Annotated in this window: 18 protein-coding genes; 9 read left to right on the top strand and 9 right to left on the bottom strand. The window is 61.6% G+C overall.

Going from position 1 to position 16,121, the window contains the following annotated elements; translation table 11 throughout:
- Window positions 1-46 precede the first annotated feature (46 nt).
- Together ACFSNN_RS25485 and ACFSNN_RS25490 are read left to right on the top strand one after the other, a co-directional pair.
- Window positions 47-757 carry a pseudouridine synthase gene (locus ACFSNN_RS25485; protein WP_134458017.1) on the top strand — a complete coding sequence of 237 codons (711 nt, stop codon included), beginning with the start codon at window positions 47-49 and terminating at the stop codon, window positions 755-757.
- A 167-nt stretch (window positions 758-924) separates the two neighbouring features.
- A complete protein-coding gene (locus ACFSNN_RS25490; protein WP_134458016.1) occupies window positions 925-1,113 on the top strand; it encodes a hypothetical protein in 189 nt (62 codons plus the stop codon).
- Between the two features lie 183 nt (window positions 1,114-1,296).
- On the opposite strand, the gene ACFSNN_RS25495 is transcribed toward ACFSNN_RS25490, so the two are convergent.
- Entirely contained in the window at window positions 1,297-2,322 is a 1,026-nt protein-coding gene (locus tag ACFSNN_RS25495) for an NAD-dependent epimerase/dehydratase family protein (protein ID WP_134458015.1), read from the bottom strand.
- Window positions 2,323-2,431: 109 nt separating this feature from the next.
- On the opposite strand from ACFSNN_RS25495, the gene ACFSNN_RS25500 reads away from it, so the two are divergent.
- A complete protein-coding gene (locus ACFSNN_RS25500) occupies window positions 2,432-3,463 on the top strand; it encodes a CDP-6-deoxy-delta-3,4-glucoseen reductase (protein ID WP_134458014.1) in 1,032 nt (343 codons plus the stop codon).
- A gap of 29 nt (window positions 3,464-3,492) precedes the next feature.
- On the opposite strand, the gene ACFSNN_RS25505 is transcribed toward ACFSNN_RS25500, so the two are convergent.
- A complete protein-coding gene (locus ACFSNN_RS25505; protein ID WP_134458013.1) occupies window positions 3,493-3,789 on the bottom strand; it encodes a hypothetical protein in 297 nt (98 codons plus the stop codon).
- A 35-nt stretch (window positions 3,790-3,824) separates the two neighbouring features.
- Between ACFSNN_RS25505 and ACFSNN_RS25510 the strand changes: the two genes are divergently transcribed.
- Entirely contained in the window at window positions 3,825-5,009 is a 1,185-nt protein-coding gene (locus ACFSNN_RS25510; protein WP_134458012.1) for an acetylornithine transaminase, read from the top strand.
- 18 nt (window positions 5,010-5,027) lie between these two features.
- A complete protein-coding gene (locus ACFSNN_RS25515; protein WP_134458011.1) occupies window positions 5,028-5,498 on the top strand; it encodes a GNAT family acetyltransferase in 471 nt (156 codons plus the stop codon).
- Window positions 5,499-5,580: 82 nt separating this feature from the next.
- Here the strand turns inward: ACFSNN_RS25515 and ACFSNN_RS25520 are convergent, their stop codons facing one another.
- From ACFSNN_RS25520 to ACFSNN_RS25550, 7 genes are all read right to left on the bottom strand, one after another.
- Window positions 5,581-6,297: an ABC transporter ATP-binding protein gene (locus tag ACFSNN_RS25520; protein WP_134458010.1), complete on the bottom strand. Its 717-nt coding sequence runs from the start codon at window positions 6,295-6,297 to the stop codon at window positions 5,581-5,583.
- Entirely contained in the window at window positions 6,297-7,070 is a 774-nt protein-coding gene (locus ACFSNN_RS25525; RefSeq protein WP_134458009.1) for an ABC transporter ATP-binding protein, read from the bottom strand. The genes ACFSNN_RS25520 and ACFSNN_RS25525 overlap by 1 nt, the downstream gene beginning before the upstream one ends.
- A 20-nt stretch (window positions 7,071-7,090) precedes the next feature.
- Entirely contained in the window at window positions 7,091-8,260 is a 1,170-nt protein-coding gene (locus ACFSNN_RS25530) for a branched-chain amino acid ABC transporter permease (RefSeq protein WP_134458008.1), read from the bottom strand.
- Between the two features lie 18 nt (window positions 8,261-8,278).
- Window positions 8,279-9,229 carry a branched-chain amino acid ABC transporter permease gene (locus tag ACFSNN_RS25535; RefSeq protein WP_012434109.1) on the bottom strand — a complete coding sequence of 317 codons (951 nt, stop codon included), beginning with the start codon at window positions 9,227-9,229 and terminating at the stop codon, window positions 8,279-8,281.
- Between the two features lie 230 nt (window positions 9,230-9,459).
- Window positions 9,460-10,659: a branched-chain amino acid ABC transporter substrate-binding protein gene (locus tag ACFSNN_RS25540; protein WP_134458007.1), complete on the bottom strand. Its 1,200-nt coding sequence runs from the start codon at window positions 10,657-10,659 to the stop codon at window positions 9,460-9,462.
- Window positions 10,660-11,199: 540 nt separating this feature from the next.
- Window positions 11,200-12,159: a 4-hydroxy-3-methylbut-2-enyl diphosphate reductase gene (gene ispH, locus ACFSNN_RS25545; RefSeq protein ID WP_012434111.1), complete on the bottom strand. Its 960-nt coding sequence runs from the start codon at window positions 12,157-12,159 to the stop codon at window positions 11,200-11,202.
- 2 nt (window positions 12,160-12,161) lie between these two features.
- On the bottom strand, window positions 12,162-12,617 hold the full coding sequence (locus tag ACFSNN_RS25550; protein WP_075302429.1) for an FKBP-type peptidyl-prolyl cis-trans isomerase: 456 nt from the start codon (window positions 12,615-12,617) through the stop codon (window positions 12,162-12,164).
- A 164-nt stretch (window positions 12,618-12,781) separates the two neighbouring features.
- On the opposite strand from ACFSNN_RS25550, the gene radC reads away from it, so the two are divergent.
- From radC to nadB, 4 genes are all read left to right on the top strand, one after another.
- Window positions 12,782-13,561 (top strand): RadC family protein, encoded by a 780-nt coding sequence (gene radC / locus ACFSNN_RS25555; RefSeq protein ID WP_134458006.1) that lies wholly within the window; start codon window positions 12,782-12,784, stop codon window positions 13,559-13,561.
- 239 nt (window positions 13,562-13,800) lie between these two features.
- A complete protein-coding gene (rpmB, locus tag ACFSNN_RS25560) occupies window positions 13,801-14,034 on the top strand; it encodes a 50S ribosomal protein L28 (protein ID WP_012434114.1) in 234 nt (77 codons plus the stop codon).
- Window positions 14,035-14,044: 10 nt separating this feature from the next.
- The gene (rpmG, locus tag ACFSNN_RS25565) at window positions 14,045-14,212 is read left to right on the top strand and encodes a 50S ribosomal protein L33 (RefSeq protein WP_007180630.1); all 168 of its coding nucleotides are present in this window, start codon (window positions 14,045-14,047) and stop codon (window positions 14,210-14,212) included.
- A gap of 248 nt (window positions 14,213-14,460) precedes the next feature.
- Entirely contained in the window at window positions 14,461-16,059 is a 1,599-nt protein-coding gene (gene nadB, locus ACFSNN_RS25570) for an L-aspartate oxidase (protein ID WP_134458005.1), read from the top strand.
- Window positions 16,060-16,121: the final 62 nt, after the last annotated feature.

Consider the following 16,121-nt stretch of genomic DNA (forward strand, 5'->3'; position numbering starts at 1 on the left):
GTGCCGCGGGGCGCTCCGCTTCTTGCGGTGTTATTCTTCGCTCGCCATGAATCTCGAAAGCATCCTCTTCACTCAAGGTTTCGGCTCGCGCCGCCAATGCCGCGCGCTGATCGCCGACGCGCGCGTGAGCATCGGCGGCGTTGCCTGCACCGATGCCGACGCCGATTTCCCCACCGGCGACACCGCCTTCTCCTTCAGCGTGGACGGCGTCGTCTGGCCGTATCGCGAGCACGCCTATCTGTTGCTGAACAAGCCGGCGGGCTATGAATGTTCGCGTGATCCGCAGCATCATCTGAGCGTGTTCAGCCTGTTGCCGCCGCAGTTCGCCGAGCGCGGCGTGCAATGCGTGGGCCGCCTCGATCAGGACACCACCGGCCTCCTGCTGCTCTCCGACGACGGCAAGTTCGTGCACCTCTTCACATCGCCGAAACGCAAAGTGCCGAAGGTGTATGTCGCGACTACGCGTCATCCGCTCGACGACGCGCAATTGAGCGCGCTGCGCGACGGCGTGCTGCTGCACGGCGAGCCCAAACCGATTGCCGCAGTCGACGCGGCGGCGCGCGGCGCTCACACGCTCGCGCTCACCGTGATGGAAGGCAAGTATCACCAGGTCAAGCGGATGATCGCCGCGGCCGGCAACCGTTGCGAGGCGCTGCATCGCGAGCGGATCGGCGGACTCGCGTTGCCCGACACGCTTGCGCCGGGCGCATGGCAATGGCTCGACGAAACCGACCTCGGATCTTTACGGAGCGGGTAAACCGGTAGCGCCCCTTTAAGCTCTTGATGCAGCAGGAAAACGCATGAGCGGCTGCCCACATAGCGCGCGCGGCGCCTGGTCACGCGCTGCGTCGCAGCATGATCTTCCTTACACCTCGCCCTATACTCGTTTAAACAAAGACTACAAAGAGTTCAAGGAGGGGCGCCATGATCATCCACGATGGTTTCCAGATTTCGTCCGTGATGATTGCTTTCGTGTGCGTCGGACTGATCCTGATCGGCGGATTGCTGGTCGTGATGCGGCTGCGCCACAAATATCATCCGAACCTGATCGGCGCATTGATCGGCGCGATGCTGTGTTTCCTGTTGCTGGAAGCATTGCCCGCGCTGACGTAGGCCTCGCGAGGCCGCGTCGCGCTGATGAAGTAGAGCGCGGCGCGGGTTGGATTGTCCAGGCGACGCCTGGAGAGATGGCTTTTCCCCGCGTTTTTTCGTGGTTTCTGCGGTGCGTGAGGCGGCTTGGTACGGCGAGCTTCGCGCTACGCCTTCACGCCTTCACGCCTTCACGCCTTCACGCCTTCACGCCTTCACGCCTTCACGCAGAAAATCTTCCACGCTCGGATACCGCAAGCGCACCCGCAATTCCCCTTTAAGACGCCGGTTTATCAGCCGCCTTGATTCACGCATGAACGACAGCAAGGTCGGCTCGATCTGCGACTCCGCTTCGGCTCGCGTGATGCGCGGCGCGCGCGCGAGACCGAACGCGTCCGCGACCTCGTCGAAGTACTCGCCCATTTTCAGCGACGTGTCGTCGGACGCGTGCACGACGCGCCCCGGCCGTCCGTGCGTGGCGAGGCGCACGAGGATCGCGGCCAGATCGTCGGCGTGAATGTGGTTGGTGTAGACGTCGTCGGCATCGATCAGGGCCGGCGTGCGCTTTTCGAGCCGCGCGAGGGGCAGGCGGTTGCCCGCATAGATGCCCGGAATCCGCGCGATGCTCGCGGCGACGCTGCCGCGCGCGGTCGCGCGCCGCAATTGCCGTTCGGCCGAAACGCGCCGCTTGGCGCGCGGGTTGGCGGCTTGCGTCGCGCGGGTCTCGTCGATCCACGCGCCGCCACAGTCGCCATAAACGCCCGTCGTGCTCGCGTACACGAGGCGCACGGGCGCACGCGAAGCGGCGGTCCGGCGCACCCCGTCGGGTACAATATTGGCTGCTCCAGATTCCGCCCACGAGGCACGAAGTTGGCGCAACCGCCCCACCGGCGGGACCGCAGGCGCCACGGCGGCCCGCGCTAAAGCGCGGCGCGTGCCTAAAGTAGCGAGCAAGGCGCCGGTACGGCGGTCGTCGTCGCCGGTTTTCTGTGGCGGCGCGAGATGCAGCACCGTCGGTGCGAGGCCCGCCAACCGTTTCAGGCTGCCGCGCACGTCGAGATCGCCGACCAGCGGCGTGACGCCCGCGGCGCGCAATTCGGCGCAGCGCCCGGCGTGGCTGGTCAGCGCGAAGACATGCGCGCGCGGCCGCAGCAAGGGCACGCAGCGCATGCCGACATCGCCGCAACCTACGATTAACACGCGCGGCCGGCGGAAGTTTCGTGTCGCTTTCATGGTGGACGCATTGTAGCCGTCAAGCGCGGCACGTACCGCGCAGTTGACACGCCGGGTCCGATCGCGCGGGTCCGATAACGATTACCGACTTTTCGATTTCGAACACTTTATGGCATTTAACGTCACGCTCCGGCAAAGCGGCCGGCAGTTTCAGGTAGAACAGGACGAACCGGTGCTGAGCGCCGCCTTGCGCCAGGGCGTCGGCCTGCCCTACGGCTGCAAGAACGGCGCTTGCGGTTCGTGCAAGGGCACTGTGGTCAGCGGGGAAATCGAGCAGCGTGCGCATTCGTCGTCGGCTTTGTCGAACGACGAAAAGACGCGCGGCATGGCGCTGTTTTGCTGCGCGACCGCCTGCACCGATCTCGAAGTGGACATCCGCGAAGTGGCGGGCGTCGGCGACGTGCAGGTCAAGAAGCTGCCCTGCCGCGTGAACGCGATCGAGCGCAAGGCCGACGACGTCGTCGTGCTGAAGCTGCAATTGCCCGCCAACGAGCGTCTGCAATATCTCGCCGGCCAGTACCTCGAATTCATTCTGAAAGACGGCAAGCGCCGCAGCTATTCGATGGCAAATGCGCCGCACACCGAAGGTCCGATCGAATTGCACATCCGTCACATGCCCGGCGGCGCGTTCACCGATCACGTGTTCAACACCATGAAAGAGCGCGACATCCTGCGCTTCGAAGCACCGCTCGGCACGTTCTTCCTGCGTGAAGATTCGGACAAGCCGATCGTACTGCTCGCATCGGGTACGGGCTTCGCGCCGCTGAAGGCGATCGTCGAGCACGCGGTGTTCAAGAACCTGAACCGGCCCATGACGCTCTACTGGGGCGCACGTCGCAAGAAGGATCTGTATCTGCTCGAGTTGGCCGAACAATGGGCGCGCGAGATTCCGAACTTCAAGTTCGTGCCGGTGCTCTCGGAACCGGACGCGGGCGACGCATGGACGGGCCGCGTCGGTTTCGTGCATCGCGCGGTGATCGAGGATCTGCCGGATCTGTCGGCGTATCAGGTGTATGCGTGCGGCGCGCCGGTGATGGTCGAGTCGGCGCAACGCGATTTCACGCAGCACCACGGTTTGCCGGGAGACGAGTTCTACGCGGATTCGTTCACAAGCGCAGCGGATCTGGCGAACGCGGTTTGATGGGACACGCGGCCTGATCGAGCAATCGGTCAGGCCGCGCCTGAGCAACGTGTCAGCATGATGGCCGGCGCACAAAAATCTGTTTCGACGCCGTCCAACGCAAATTCATGGTTTACACCGGCGCTTTCCTTGTCGTATTCTTTCGCGCATGAACCGCATCCAGTCCGAACTTCGACGTCGCCGCTCGCCGCTCCCCTAGGGACGCCGCTGGCTTCGTCACGGATTCGCGCCACACCAAGGCGCAAGCTGTTCGAATCATGAAAGCCACGGCATGCCGTGGCTTTTCTGTTTTTCCGGCCGCTGGTTTGTAGTTGGCCAATCTTCATCCACCCCTCACCCCCGCTGTCTGGAGCCTGCCGTCATGAATTTCAATGAATATCCGATCGAGTCGCTGATGTACATCACGAACCGGCCCGAAATCGTTTTCACGCACGGCAAAGGCTCGTGGCTCTACGACAACAACGGCAAGCGATATCTGGACTTCATCCAGGGCTGGGCGGTCAACAGCCTCGGCCATTGCAACGACGGCATGATCGAAGCGCTGAACAAGCAGTCGCAATTGCTGATCAACCCATCGCCGGCCTTCTACAACCAGCCGATGGCGCAACTCGCCGGTCTGCTCACGCAACATAGCTGCTTCGACAAGGTGTTCTTCGCGAACAGCGGCGCTGAGGCCAACGAAGGCGCGATCAAGCTCGCTCGCAAGTGGGGCAAGAAGTTCAAGGACGGCGCGTTCGAAATCATCACGTTCGATCACAGCTTCCACGGCCGCACGCTCGCCACCATGTCGGCGAGCGGCAAGCCGGGTTGGGACACGATCTATGCACCGCAAGTGCCGGGCTTCCCGAAGGCGGATCTGAACGACATCGCGTCGGTGGAAAAACTCATCAACGCGAAAACCGTTGCCGTGATGCTGGAACCGATTCAGGGCGAAGGCGGCGTGATTCCCGCCACGCGCGAATTCATGCAGCAACTGCGCGAGCTGACGAAGAAGCACAACCTGTTGCTGATCGTCGATGAAGTGCAAAGCGGCTGCGGCCGTGCCGGCACGTTGTTCGCGTACGAACTGTCGGGCATCGAGCCGGACATCATGACGCTTGGCAAGGGCATCGGCGGCGGCGTGCCGCTCGCAGCGCTCCTCGCGAAAGCGGAGATCGCCGTGTTCGAGGCCGGCGATCAGGGCGGCACCTACAACGGCAATCCGCTGATGACCGCGGTCGGCTACTCGGTGATTTCGCAACTCACGGCGCCGGGTTTCCTCGAAGGCGTGCGGGCGCGCGGCGAGTATCTGCGCGCGAAGCTGCTGGAGTTGTCGGAAGAGCGCGGCTTCGAGGGCGAACGCGGTGAAGGGCTGCTGCGCGCACTGCTGCTCGGCAAGGACATCGGCAACCAGATCGTCGAAAAAGCGCGCGACATGCAGCCCGACGGCCTGCTGCTGAACGCGGCACGTCCGAACCTGCTGCGCTTCATGCCGGCGCTGAACGTGACGAACAAGGAAATCGACCAGATGATGGCGATGCTGCGTTCGATTCTCGACACACTGTAAGCGAACAGGACCGCGCGTATGACGACGAGCGCAACGTTATCCATCCGCCGCTTCGAAGCGAGCGACACCGATGCCGTGGTCGCACTGTGGCAACAAGCCTTCCCCGAGTACCGGGACGTGACGCGGCCGCAGCGCAATCCGCATCTGTCGATCGCCAACAAGCTGGCGACGCAGCCGGAACTGTTCTTTGTCGCGGTGCTCGGCGAGCGGATCGTCGGCACGGTGATGGGCGGCTACGACGGCCATCGCGGCTGGCTGTATTCGCTCGCGGTGGATGAGTCGCTGCGTCGTCACGGGATCGGCACGCGTCTCGTCGCGCATGTCGAAAACGCACTGACGGAGCGCGGCTGTCCGAAGCTGAATCTGCAGGTGTTGTCCGCGAAGGCCGACATCCGTGCGTTTTACGAGGCGCTCGGTTATCGCACCGATGCGGTGATCAGCCTCGGCAAGCGTCTGGGTGAATTCGCGGACGCCGCGCCTGCCGCCTGACTTGAGTCACCCCAGATAGACAAAGGCCGCATGCGTTTTCACGCATGCGGCCTTTCTTATAGGCAGAGCAAACTAATCAGGCTTATTCACCCAAATACGCGGCGCGCACCTTCGGATCATCCAGCATCTGCTTCGCGTCACCCGACATCGTGACCAGACCCGAGTCCATCACGTAGCCGCGATTCGCTGCTTGCAGCGCCAGACGCGCGTTCTGCTCGACCAGCAGCACCGTCATGCCTTCCGCCGAGATCGCCCGCACCACTTCGAAGATCTTCTCGACCATGATCGGCGACAGGCCCATCGACGGTTCATCCAGCAGCAACAGCTTCGGACGCGAGATGATCGCGCGCGCCATCGCCAGCATCTGCTGTTCGCCGCCCGAAAGCGTGCCCGCGTACTGCGTCGCACGCTCCTTCAGACGCGGGAAAAAGCCGAACATGCGATCGACGTCGGCCTTGATGCCGTCCGTATCCGTACGCAGATAAGCACCCATCTGCATGTTCTCGACGATCGACATGCGCGCGAAAATACCGCGGCCTTCCGGCACCATCGCGAGCCCCTTCTTGAGCAGCAGGTGCGGCGGCACGCCCTTGATCGACTCGCCCATGTACTCGATGTCGCCGATCGTGTAAGGCTTCAGACCCGTGATCGCCTTCATGGTCGTGGTCTTGCCCGCGCCGTTCGCGCCGATCAGCGTGACCAGCTCGCCCTGCGCAACCTCGAGGTCGATCCCCTTGACTGCCTGGATGCCGCCGTAATTGACCTGCAGGCCCTTGATTTTCAACATTGCTGTAGCCATTAGTGGACCCCCGCACCCAGATAAGCTTCGATCACCTTCGGATCCTTCTGCACGTCCTGCGGCAGACCTTGCGCAATCACCTTGCCGTAGTCGAGCACCGTCATCTGGTTGCACAGACCCATCACGAGTTTCACGTCGTGCTCGATCAGCAGGATCGTCTTGCCGTCGGCGCGGATCTTGTCGAGCAACTTGGTCAGCTCGACCTTTTCCGTCGCGTTCATACCGGCGGCCGGTTCGTCCAGCGCGAGCAGCTTCGGATCCGTTGCCAGCGCGCGGGCGATTTCCAGACGACGCTGGTGGCCGTACGACAGGTTGCGCGACGTGTAGTCCGCGTACTGCGCAATGCCGACGTACTCCAGCAGTTCGATCGCGCGTTCCTTGATCTCGCGCTCTTCCTTGCGCTCTGCCGGCGTCTGGAACACCGCGCCCAGCAGGCCGTGCTTGGTGCGCACGTGGCGGCCGACCATCACGTTTTCCAGCGCGGTCATGCCGCCGAACAGACGGATGTTCTGAAACGTGCGCGCGATACCGGCCTTCGCCACCTGATAGACCGCGGTCGGCGTGTAGTTCTCGCCGTCCAGCTTGAACTCGCCCGAATCCGGCGTGTACAAGCCCGTGATCACGTTGAAGAAGGTCGTCTTGCCGGCGCCGTTCGGGCCGATCAAACCGTAAATCTGGCCGGACTTGATCTCAAGCCCGACCTCGGACAGCGCCTGCAAACCGCCGAAGCGTTTGTTCACGCCCTTCACGGACAGTCGAATGTTATCGCTCATAGTTATTCACCTCGTGTCCGTTAGGCCCGTACCGGCTTCTTGCCGCTACGCTTCGACAGTTTCGCGATCTTGTCTTCATGCTTGGGCGACGGCCACAAGCCTTCCGAGCGGTACAGCATGATCAGCACCATGGCCAGTGCGTAGACCAGCTGACGGATCACTTCCGTATCGACGATTTCATGACCGAACACCATGTTCTGCAGCGGACCCATGGTCGAGCGCAGGAATTCCGGCAGCACCGCGAGCAGCACCGCGCCGAGAATCACGCCGGGAATGTGGCCCATGCCGCCCAGCACCACGCACGCCAGCACCACGATCGACTCCGGCAGCGTGAACGATTCCGGCGACACGAAGCCCTGGAAGGAGCCGAACATCGCGCCCGACAGGCCGCCGAACGACGCGCCCATCGCAAACGCCAGCAGCTTCACGTTACGGGTGTTGATGCCCATCGCCTTGGCGGCGATTTCGTCTTCGCGGATCGCGGCCCATGCACGGCCGATACGCGAGTGCTGCAGGCGCGTACACACCCAGATCACCAGCAGCGCGGCCAGCACGAACAGGTAGTAGTACGAGTACACCGACGGGAACTGGAAGCCCAACAGCGAGTGCGTTTGCGCGAGGCTGAAGTCGCCGACGTGCACCGGGTCGATCCCCGTGATCCCCTTCGGGCCGTTGGTGATGTTCACCGGACGGTCGAGGTTGTTCAGGAAGATCCGCACGATTTCCCCGAAGCCCAACGTCACGATGGCGAGGTAGTCGCCGCGCAGACGCAGCGTCGGTGCGCCGAGAATCACGCCGAAGAACGCGGCAACCGCCATCGCGCAGGGCACGATGATCAGGAACGGCACGTGCAGGCCGTTCGGTGCGAGATGCGCGATCCACTCGAACTGCGAGGCCAGATGCGGCGAACTCAACAACGCGGACGTGTAGGCGCCGACCGCATAGAACGCGATGTAGCCCAGGTCGAGCAGGCCGGCGAAGCCGACCACCACATTGAGGCCGAGCGCGAGCATCACGTACAGCATCGCGAAGTCGAGCACGCGGACCCAGTAGTTGCCGCCAGCGGCGCCGATGATCATCGGTGCGGCGATCACGAAGATCGCGGTGAGGATGCCGACGGTCAGCGTCTTCGTCAGGTTCTTTTCAGGGATGAGCGTCGTGGACGGCTCGATCGGTTGAATTGAGGTCATGTCTGTTTTCTCCCGGGATCAGGCGCGATCCGCAACACGTTCGCCAAGCAGGCCCGACGGACGGAACACCAGCACGATGATCAGCACGATGAAAGCGAACACGTCCTGATAGTTACTGCCGAACACACCGCCAGTGAGGTTGCCGATATAGCCGGCGCCCAACTGTTCGATCAGGCCAAGAATCACGCCGCCCACCATCGCGCCGCCGAGATTGCCGATACCGCCGAGCACCGCCGCGGTAAAGGCCTTCAGGCCGGGGATGAAGCCCATATAGAAGTGTGCGTTGCCGTATTCCGACGCGATCATCACGCCGGCCAGAGCGGCGAGCGCCGAGCCGATCATGAAGGTGGCCGAGATCACGAAGTTCGGGTTCACGCCCATCAGCGAGGCATTGCCCGGGTTTTCCGCGATGGCTCGCATCGCGCGGCCGAGCTTGGTCTTGTGGACCAGCAGCAGCAGGCCGCCCATCACGAGGAACGCCACCACGATGATCACGATTTCAGTCATCGAGATCACGGCGCCAGGCGTCGTGTCGGTGGCCTTGATCACGTTCAGCGGGTCGGTGGGCAACAGCTGCGGGAACGGCAGCGGGTTGCGCGACCAGATCATCATGGCCAGCGTCTGCAGCAGGATCGACACGCCGATCGCGGTGATCAGCGGGGCGAGACGCGGCGCTTTGCGCAACGGCCGGTAGGCCACGCGCTCGATCGTGTAGCCGACCGCCGCGCACACAATGGCCGCAATGATCAGCGCGATGATGAGCGTCGGCACATTGCCGAGGCCGGGGAAGTGGTTCTGAAGCACGCCTATGGCTGAGAGCGCAACCATCGCGCCCACCATCAACACATCGCCGTGAGCGAAGTTGATGATGCCCAAGATGCCGTAAACCATCGTATAGCCCAGTGCGATGATGGCGTAAACGCTGCCAAGCACCAGCCCGTTGAGGACCTGCTGGATGAAAATATCCATTTAATGCTCCTTAGCCCGTGCGACTGGATTCGCGTTCTTCATCAGCCGGTGGGCGGTGATGCGGTACGCCAATCTCAACGGCACTGCGGGTACTGATGTAAAAGACCGGTAAGGGTTATCCGCCGCCGGTTTGCCATGACGACCGGGTTGCGGTCGCAGGCTCGCCTTGAGCGGATGCAAAAACGGCACCGTTGGGTGGTTTCGGTGCCGTCAGGCTGAACGTTCCGTCATCACATCTTCACGACGTCGAGAACCGCTTTTTTGCCGTCCTTGAAGTCGTAAAGCGTAATGGCGCCCTCTTTCAAATCACCCTTGTCGTCGAACGCGATGTGACCGATTACCCCGTTGTAATCGGTCGACGGCATCGCAGCCAGCACCTTGGGCGCCTCGATCGAATTAGCGCGCTTCATTGCATCGACAATCACGTACACAGCGTCATACGTGAACGGCGCGTAAATCTGCACCGGTGTGTGGAAGCGGTCCACGTACTTCTTCTCGAAGTCCGCTCCCTTGTCCATTTTCGAAAGCGCAAGTCCTGCCTCCGAACAGACCAGGTTTTGCACGGCGGTTCCCGCCAGCTCACCCACCTTGTCGGTACACACACCGTCGCCGCCAAGGATTTTTGCCCTGATACCGAGCGCCGCCGCCTGTTTGGTAAACGGCCCGCCCGTTGCGTCCATGCCGCCGAACATGATCACGTCCGGCTGAACACGCTTGATCTTCCTAAGGACGGCCTGAAACTCCGTAGCCCTGTCATTCGTGGTTTCGCGCGCAACGATCTTTGCCCCGCTCGCCTGTACTGTCTTCGCAAACTCGTCCGCCAGGCCCTTGCCGTAGACGCTCGAGTCATCGACGATCGCGATGCGTTTCGCGTTAAGCACTTTCGTTGCGTAGTTGGCGAGCGCCGGCCCCTGCTGGGCATCGGTCGCGACCACGCGATAAGTCGTCTTGAAACCTTGTTGCGTGTACCCCGGGTTCGTGGACGACGGCGAGATTTCCAGGATCCCGGCATCGCTATATATCTTGGACGCCGGAATCGAGACGCCGGAATTCAAGTGGCCGATCACGGCGACGACATGATCGTCGACGAATTTTTCAGCGACCGCCGTGCCCGTTTTCGGGTCCGCAGCGTCGTCTTGCGCGTCGAGCTCCAACTGGATCTTGTGGCCGTCGATAGTCAAACCCTGGGTGTTGATTTCATCGATCGCCAAACGCGCGCCGTTTTCATTGTCTTTACCGAGATGTGCAATGGGCCCAGTCAATGGGGCCGCATGGCCGATCTTCACGACAGTCGCTTCGCTCGCCGGTGCCGCTGCAACCGTCGCCGCCGACGCACCCGCTCCCGCCTCGCCATCCTGTTTCTTGCCGCACGCGGTCAACATCGCGACCGCGGCCGCGATGGACACGGCGTAAGCAAATCTGACTCGCATTAAGTAGGTCTCCTGCGCCTTCCAGAAACTATTGTTCGGGGCCCTAAGGCCTTGAGAACGCGCGCATTGTAACTCCAATTTTGCGACGGGCAATATTGTTGAACCGGCAGGGTTTTCCTGCATTGCAACCTTATTTTGAGAGCGAAATCCCCTAAAAGGCGCAACCCGGTTGCGATTGTTTTTCGTGCATCAGTTGCACCAGCGTTGCACCCAATGGCATCAAGTGTTGCAGCGAATTCCCCCGACGCCCGGTTAGAGCGCGGTTCGCCTTAGATATTACGTTTCCATCGATATCGAGACGCACGCACTATCTTAGTGCGTCAAAAAAACGCGCGACCGGCTTAGGTCATATAAAACGGGGACGCATCAATTATAAATCTATAAAAAACCAGATCACATTTCAAAGAAATTTGTGCGAGCGGACACCAAAACGGGCAATTTCTTATGATCTGACACTTTATATTCAATGAGCTTGTTGAAGTCTGGAGATAAAAAAAGCGCGCCCTGGGGCGCGCTTTTCTTTCAGCAGTTGGCGGATTGTCAGGCCGGCAGACCGAGCCCGCGCGGCAGCGGAAACGCGATGTTTTCCTCGATGCCCTCCAGCGCGCGCACGTTGCGCACGCCCAGTTCACGCAGCCTGGCGATTACCGCCTGCGCCAGCACTTCCGGCGCCGAAGCGCCAGCCGTCACGCCGATGCGGCGTTTGCCTTCGACCCAGACCGGATCGATCTGATCAGGCGAGTCCACCATATAGGCGGGCACGCCGAGCTTTTCGGCCAGTTCGCGCAGCCGGTTGGAGTTCGAACTATTCGGGCTGCCCACTACGATCACGACGTCGCATTGCGGCGCCATGAACTTCACAGCGTCCTGACGGTTTTGCGTGGCGTAGCAGATGTCCTGCTTCTTCGGCTCGCGGATGGACGGGTATTTGGCCTTCAACGCGCCGATAATCTCGGCGGCGTCGTCGACCGATAGCGTGGTTTGCGTAACGAAGGCGATCCGCTCGGGGTCGGCCAGCTGCAAGGCCTGCACGTCGTCGATATCTTCCACCAGATGCATGCCCTCGCCCGCCTGTCCCATCGTGCCTTCGACTTCAGGATGGCCTTTGTGGCCGATCATCACGATGTCGAAGCCGTCTTGGCGCATCTTTGCGACTTCGATATGTACTTTGGTTACGAGCGGACACGTCGCGTCGTACACGCGCAACCCGCGCGACTCGGCTTCCGAGCGCACGGCCTTCGACACCCCATGCGCGCTGAAAATGACCGTGTTGCCGGCCGGCACCTCTTCAAGCCGCTCGATGAAGATCGCGCCTTTTTTGCGCAGATCCTCGACGACATATGCGTTATGGACAATCTCGTGACGCACGTAAATCGGCGAGCCGTGCAGCTTGATAGCCCGCTCGACGATCTCGATCGCCCGGTCGACGCCGGCGCAGAACCCGCGCGGCTGCGCCAGCAGGATCTCGGTTTCAGCAAGAGTCGTATCCGTGGTGCTCATGTTTACAGAATCCCGATGATTTTCACTTCAAATGCCAGCGCCTGGCCTGCAAGCGGGTGGTTGAAATCGAACAGAGCCGAGGTTTCGCCGACTTCTTTAAGGACGCCGGCGTAACGGCCGCCACCCGGCGCGTTGAATTCGACCAGGTCGCCCGGCGAAAAATCCTCGCCGATCATGCTGTTTTCCCGCAACGTGGCCAGCGACACGCGCTGAATCAATTCCGGATTGCGGGGACCGAACGCCTGGCCCGGCGCTAGCTGAAAGGTCGAGTGGTGGCCCACCTTCAAACCTAGCAAAATATCTTCCAACGGCGGCGCCAGTTGGCCGGCGCCGAGCAGCAGCGTGGCCGGCTTGTCGTTAAACGTATTGATGACTTCGGCGCCATCGGCAAGGGAAAGCCGGTAGTGAAGCGTCACATGTGAACCGGGTTTCACTTCGGAAATGTCGATGATGCTCATGCAATGCTCGCTCAGTCGAAGCGCGCTGCACGCGTGCGCCGCTGGCGCGGTCGACGCGTGTGGCAAACCGTCGGGTGCCGTGCGCAAAGCGTCTATTGTAAGCCACATGGCGGGCTGCGGCTTGCGTCGTGGCGCCCCAATCCGAAGCGGAGGACACTATATATATGGCAGATGACGTCACCCTGTTTGAAGAGGCCGCCCTCGAGGCGGCGACCAGCGAGGCGCCGCCGCCTAAGGCGCCGGCTTGCGGCGCACTCGCGCCCTCGCCGCTCCTGCGGGGCAAATGGCTTAAAGACGACATGCCGCGCGAGCGGTTGCTGAGGCAAGGGCCCGGCGTGCTATCGGATACCGAGATGATCGTGTTGATACTCGGGTCCGGCCTGCCCGGTCACGACGTCTTCAGCATCGCGCGCGAGTTGCTGGACCGTTTCGGCTCGCTGCGCGCCATGCTCGACGCGACCTACACGGATTTCGACGGCCTGCGCGGCATCGGCCCGGCGAAAAAAGCGCAACTGCTCGCCATCATGGAAATGGCGCGACGTTCGTTGGTCGACAAGCTGCGTTCGCGCTCGCTGCTGAATTCACCCGAAGCCGTGGAAAATTACCTGCGTTTGCGGATCGGCGGGCGTCCACTGGAGGTTTTCGTATCGCTCTTCCTTGACGCGCGGCATCGACTGATACACTGCGAGGAAAGCGCGCAAGGCACGCTCACGCGCATGGCCGTGTATCCGCGCGAAATCGTGCGGCGCGCACTGAGCCTGAATGCCGCCAGCCTGATCGTCGCGCATAATCACCCGTCGGGCGCGGTCCAGCCGAGCGCAAGCGACTGCCGTCTGACGCATACGCTGCGCGACGCCCTGACACTGATCGACGTGCAACTGGTCGATCATCTGGTGGTCGGCGTCGACAGCGTTTACTCGTTTGCGCGCGCCGGCTGGCCGTGAGACGACACGAACCGGACTCGCGCAGACATTGCGCCGGGTCTGGCATCGCAAATAAGGTTTGATTTTGCGGCTTTTTTTCCGCTATAATTCCGGTTTGCCTATTTCCAACCCCCTGTTCCGAAGCCACCAAGGCGTTCCGGAAAGGAAACGTGCCTAGAGTTGTCACAAGCTCAGCGCGAGTCTTTTCGGGAAACTTTCACGGCGTTCGAACTCAGAATTAGCGTATTAGGAGTGCTCTCATGGCACGCGTATGCCAAGTAACTGGGAAAGCGCCGATGAGCGGCAACAACGTTTCCCACGCGAACAACAAAACCAAGCGCCGGTTCCTGCCGAACCTGCAAAGCCGCCGTATCTGGGTGGAAAGCGAAAACCGTTTCGTGCGTCTGCGCATTTCGAACGCCGGTCTGCGCTTGATTGACAAGAACGGTATCGACTCCGTGCTCGCAGATCTGCGCGCACGCGGCGAAGCCTAAGGAGTAAATCATGGCAAAAGGCGCACGCGACAAGATCAAGTTGGAATCGACCGCAGGCACGGGTCACTTCTACACGACGACGAAGAACAAACGCAACATGCCGGAAAAGATGCTGATCAAGAAGTTTGATCCGGTCGTCCGTAAGCACGTTGAGTACAAGGAAACCAAGATTAAATAAATCTTGGCTCCAGCCTGACGAAGGCAAAAGACAAGCAAAAAAGCCTCGCATTCGTGCGAGGCTTTTTTGTTTTCAGCGCGTGTTTGTTTTTGCTCCAAGGTTTCTGTTGCTACCTATTCGCCAACGCAAACAGTCTTATGTCGTTCGGCCAGCTTTCCCTCATCCGTCGCGGCGCGTATCCTTTCTCGTTTTAGCGGCGAGCGAATGGCACGCCGTCACCGCAAAACGAAAAGACGGAGATGTAGGCAATGGAATTCGATGTGGCGATTGTCGGTAGCGGTCTGGCTGGGTTGAGCGTCGCGCTCAATCTGGCTGAGACACGGCGTGTGGCGGTGGTCGCCAAGCGATCCATGACCGAAGGCGCAAGCGACTGGGCGCAAGGCGGCATCGCAGCAGTTCTGGATTCGGCAGACAGCATCGAAAATCACGTGCGCGATACGCTGATCGCAGGCGGCGGTCTTTGCGACGAAGCGGCCACGCGCTTCATCGTCGAACATGGGCGTGCGGCGATCGAATGGTTGATCGCGCAAGGCGTGCCGTTCACCAAAGACGACGCCGCCGAACTTGGCTTCCACCTCACACGCGAAGGGGGTCACAGTCACCGCCGGATCATTCACGCGGCCGACGCAACGGGCCATGCCGTGGTGGCCACGCTCAGTGAGCGGGTGCGCCGCCACCCGAACATCACGCTGCTCGAAGATCACTACGCCATCGACCTGATCACGTCCGACCGCCTCGGTTTGCCGGGTCGACGTTGTCACGGCCTGTACGCGCTAGATCTGCGAAGCGGGCGCACGGTCACGATCGAGGCGCCGCATACCGTGCTGGCCACCGGCGGTGCGGGCAAGGTCTATCTCTACACCACGAATCCCGACACCGCGACGGGCGACGGCATCGCAATGGCGTGGCGTGCCGGTTGCCGCGTGTCGAATATGGAGTTCATCCAGTTCCATCCAACCTGCCTGTTCCATCCATATGCGAAGTCATTTCTGATCTCGGAGGCAGTGCGCGGCGAAGGCGGCATTCTTAAACTACCGGACGGCACGCGCTTCATGCCGAATCACGACGAACGCGCCGAACTCGCGCCGCGCGACATCGTCGCGCGGGCGATCGACTTCGAAATCAAGAAGCGCGGCATCGACTGTGTGTATCTCGACATTAGCCATCAACCGCCTGAATTCCTGCGCGAACATTTCCCGACGATTCTGGCGCGCTGCCAGGAATTCGGCATCGACATCACCAAAGAAGGGATTCCGGTTGTGCCGGCCGCGCACTACACGTGCGGCGGCGTCGTCACCGATCTGGCGGGCCGCACGGATCTCGCGGGCCTCTATGCGGTTGGCGAGACGTCATGCACGGGCCTGCATGGTGCAAACCGGTTGGCCAGCAATTCGTTGCTCGAGTGCCTGGTGATTGGGCGCTCCGCCGCGCAGGCCATCGAAGAAGAAGGCTTTAGCGCCGCCGTCCACGCTCCGCTGCCGGACTGGGACGAAAGCCGCGTGTCCGATCCCGACGAAGAAGTCGTGGTCGCGCACAACTGGGACGAACTGCGCCGCCTGATGTGGAACTACGTCGGCATCGTACGAACCGACAAGCGGCTCGCGCGAGCGAAGCACCGGCTCGCCCTGCTGCGCGACGAGATCCACGAGTACTACGCGAACTTCAAGGTGAGCCGCGACCTGCTCGAATTGCGCAATCTGGTCGACGTGGCGTCGCTGATCGTCGAAGGCGCGCGTTCGCGGCGCGAGAGCCGCGGCCTGCACTTTAGCCGCGACTGGCCGGCGACCTTGCCCAAAGCACTGCCGACCGTGCTCTCGCCGGAGCATGTACGCAACCGCAACGTGTGATCGAGGCAAGCGAAAACGAAAAGGCCATCGCCGAAATGATCCGGCGATGGCCTTCTGTCCAA

The sequence above is a fragment of the Paraburkholderia dipogonis genome (assembly GCF_042680985.1).
Lineage (GTDB): Bacteria > Pseudomonadota > Gammaproteobacteria > Burkholderiales > Burkholderiaceae > Paraburkholderia > Paraburkholderia phytofirmans.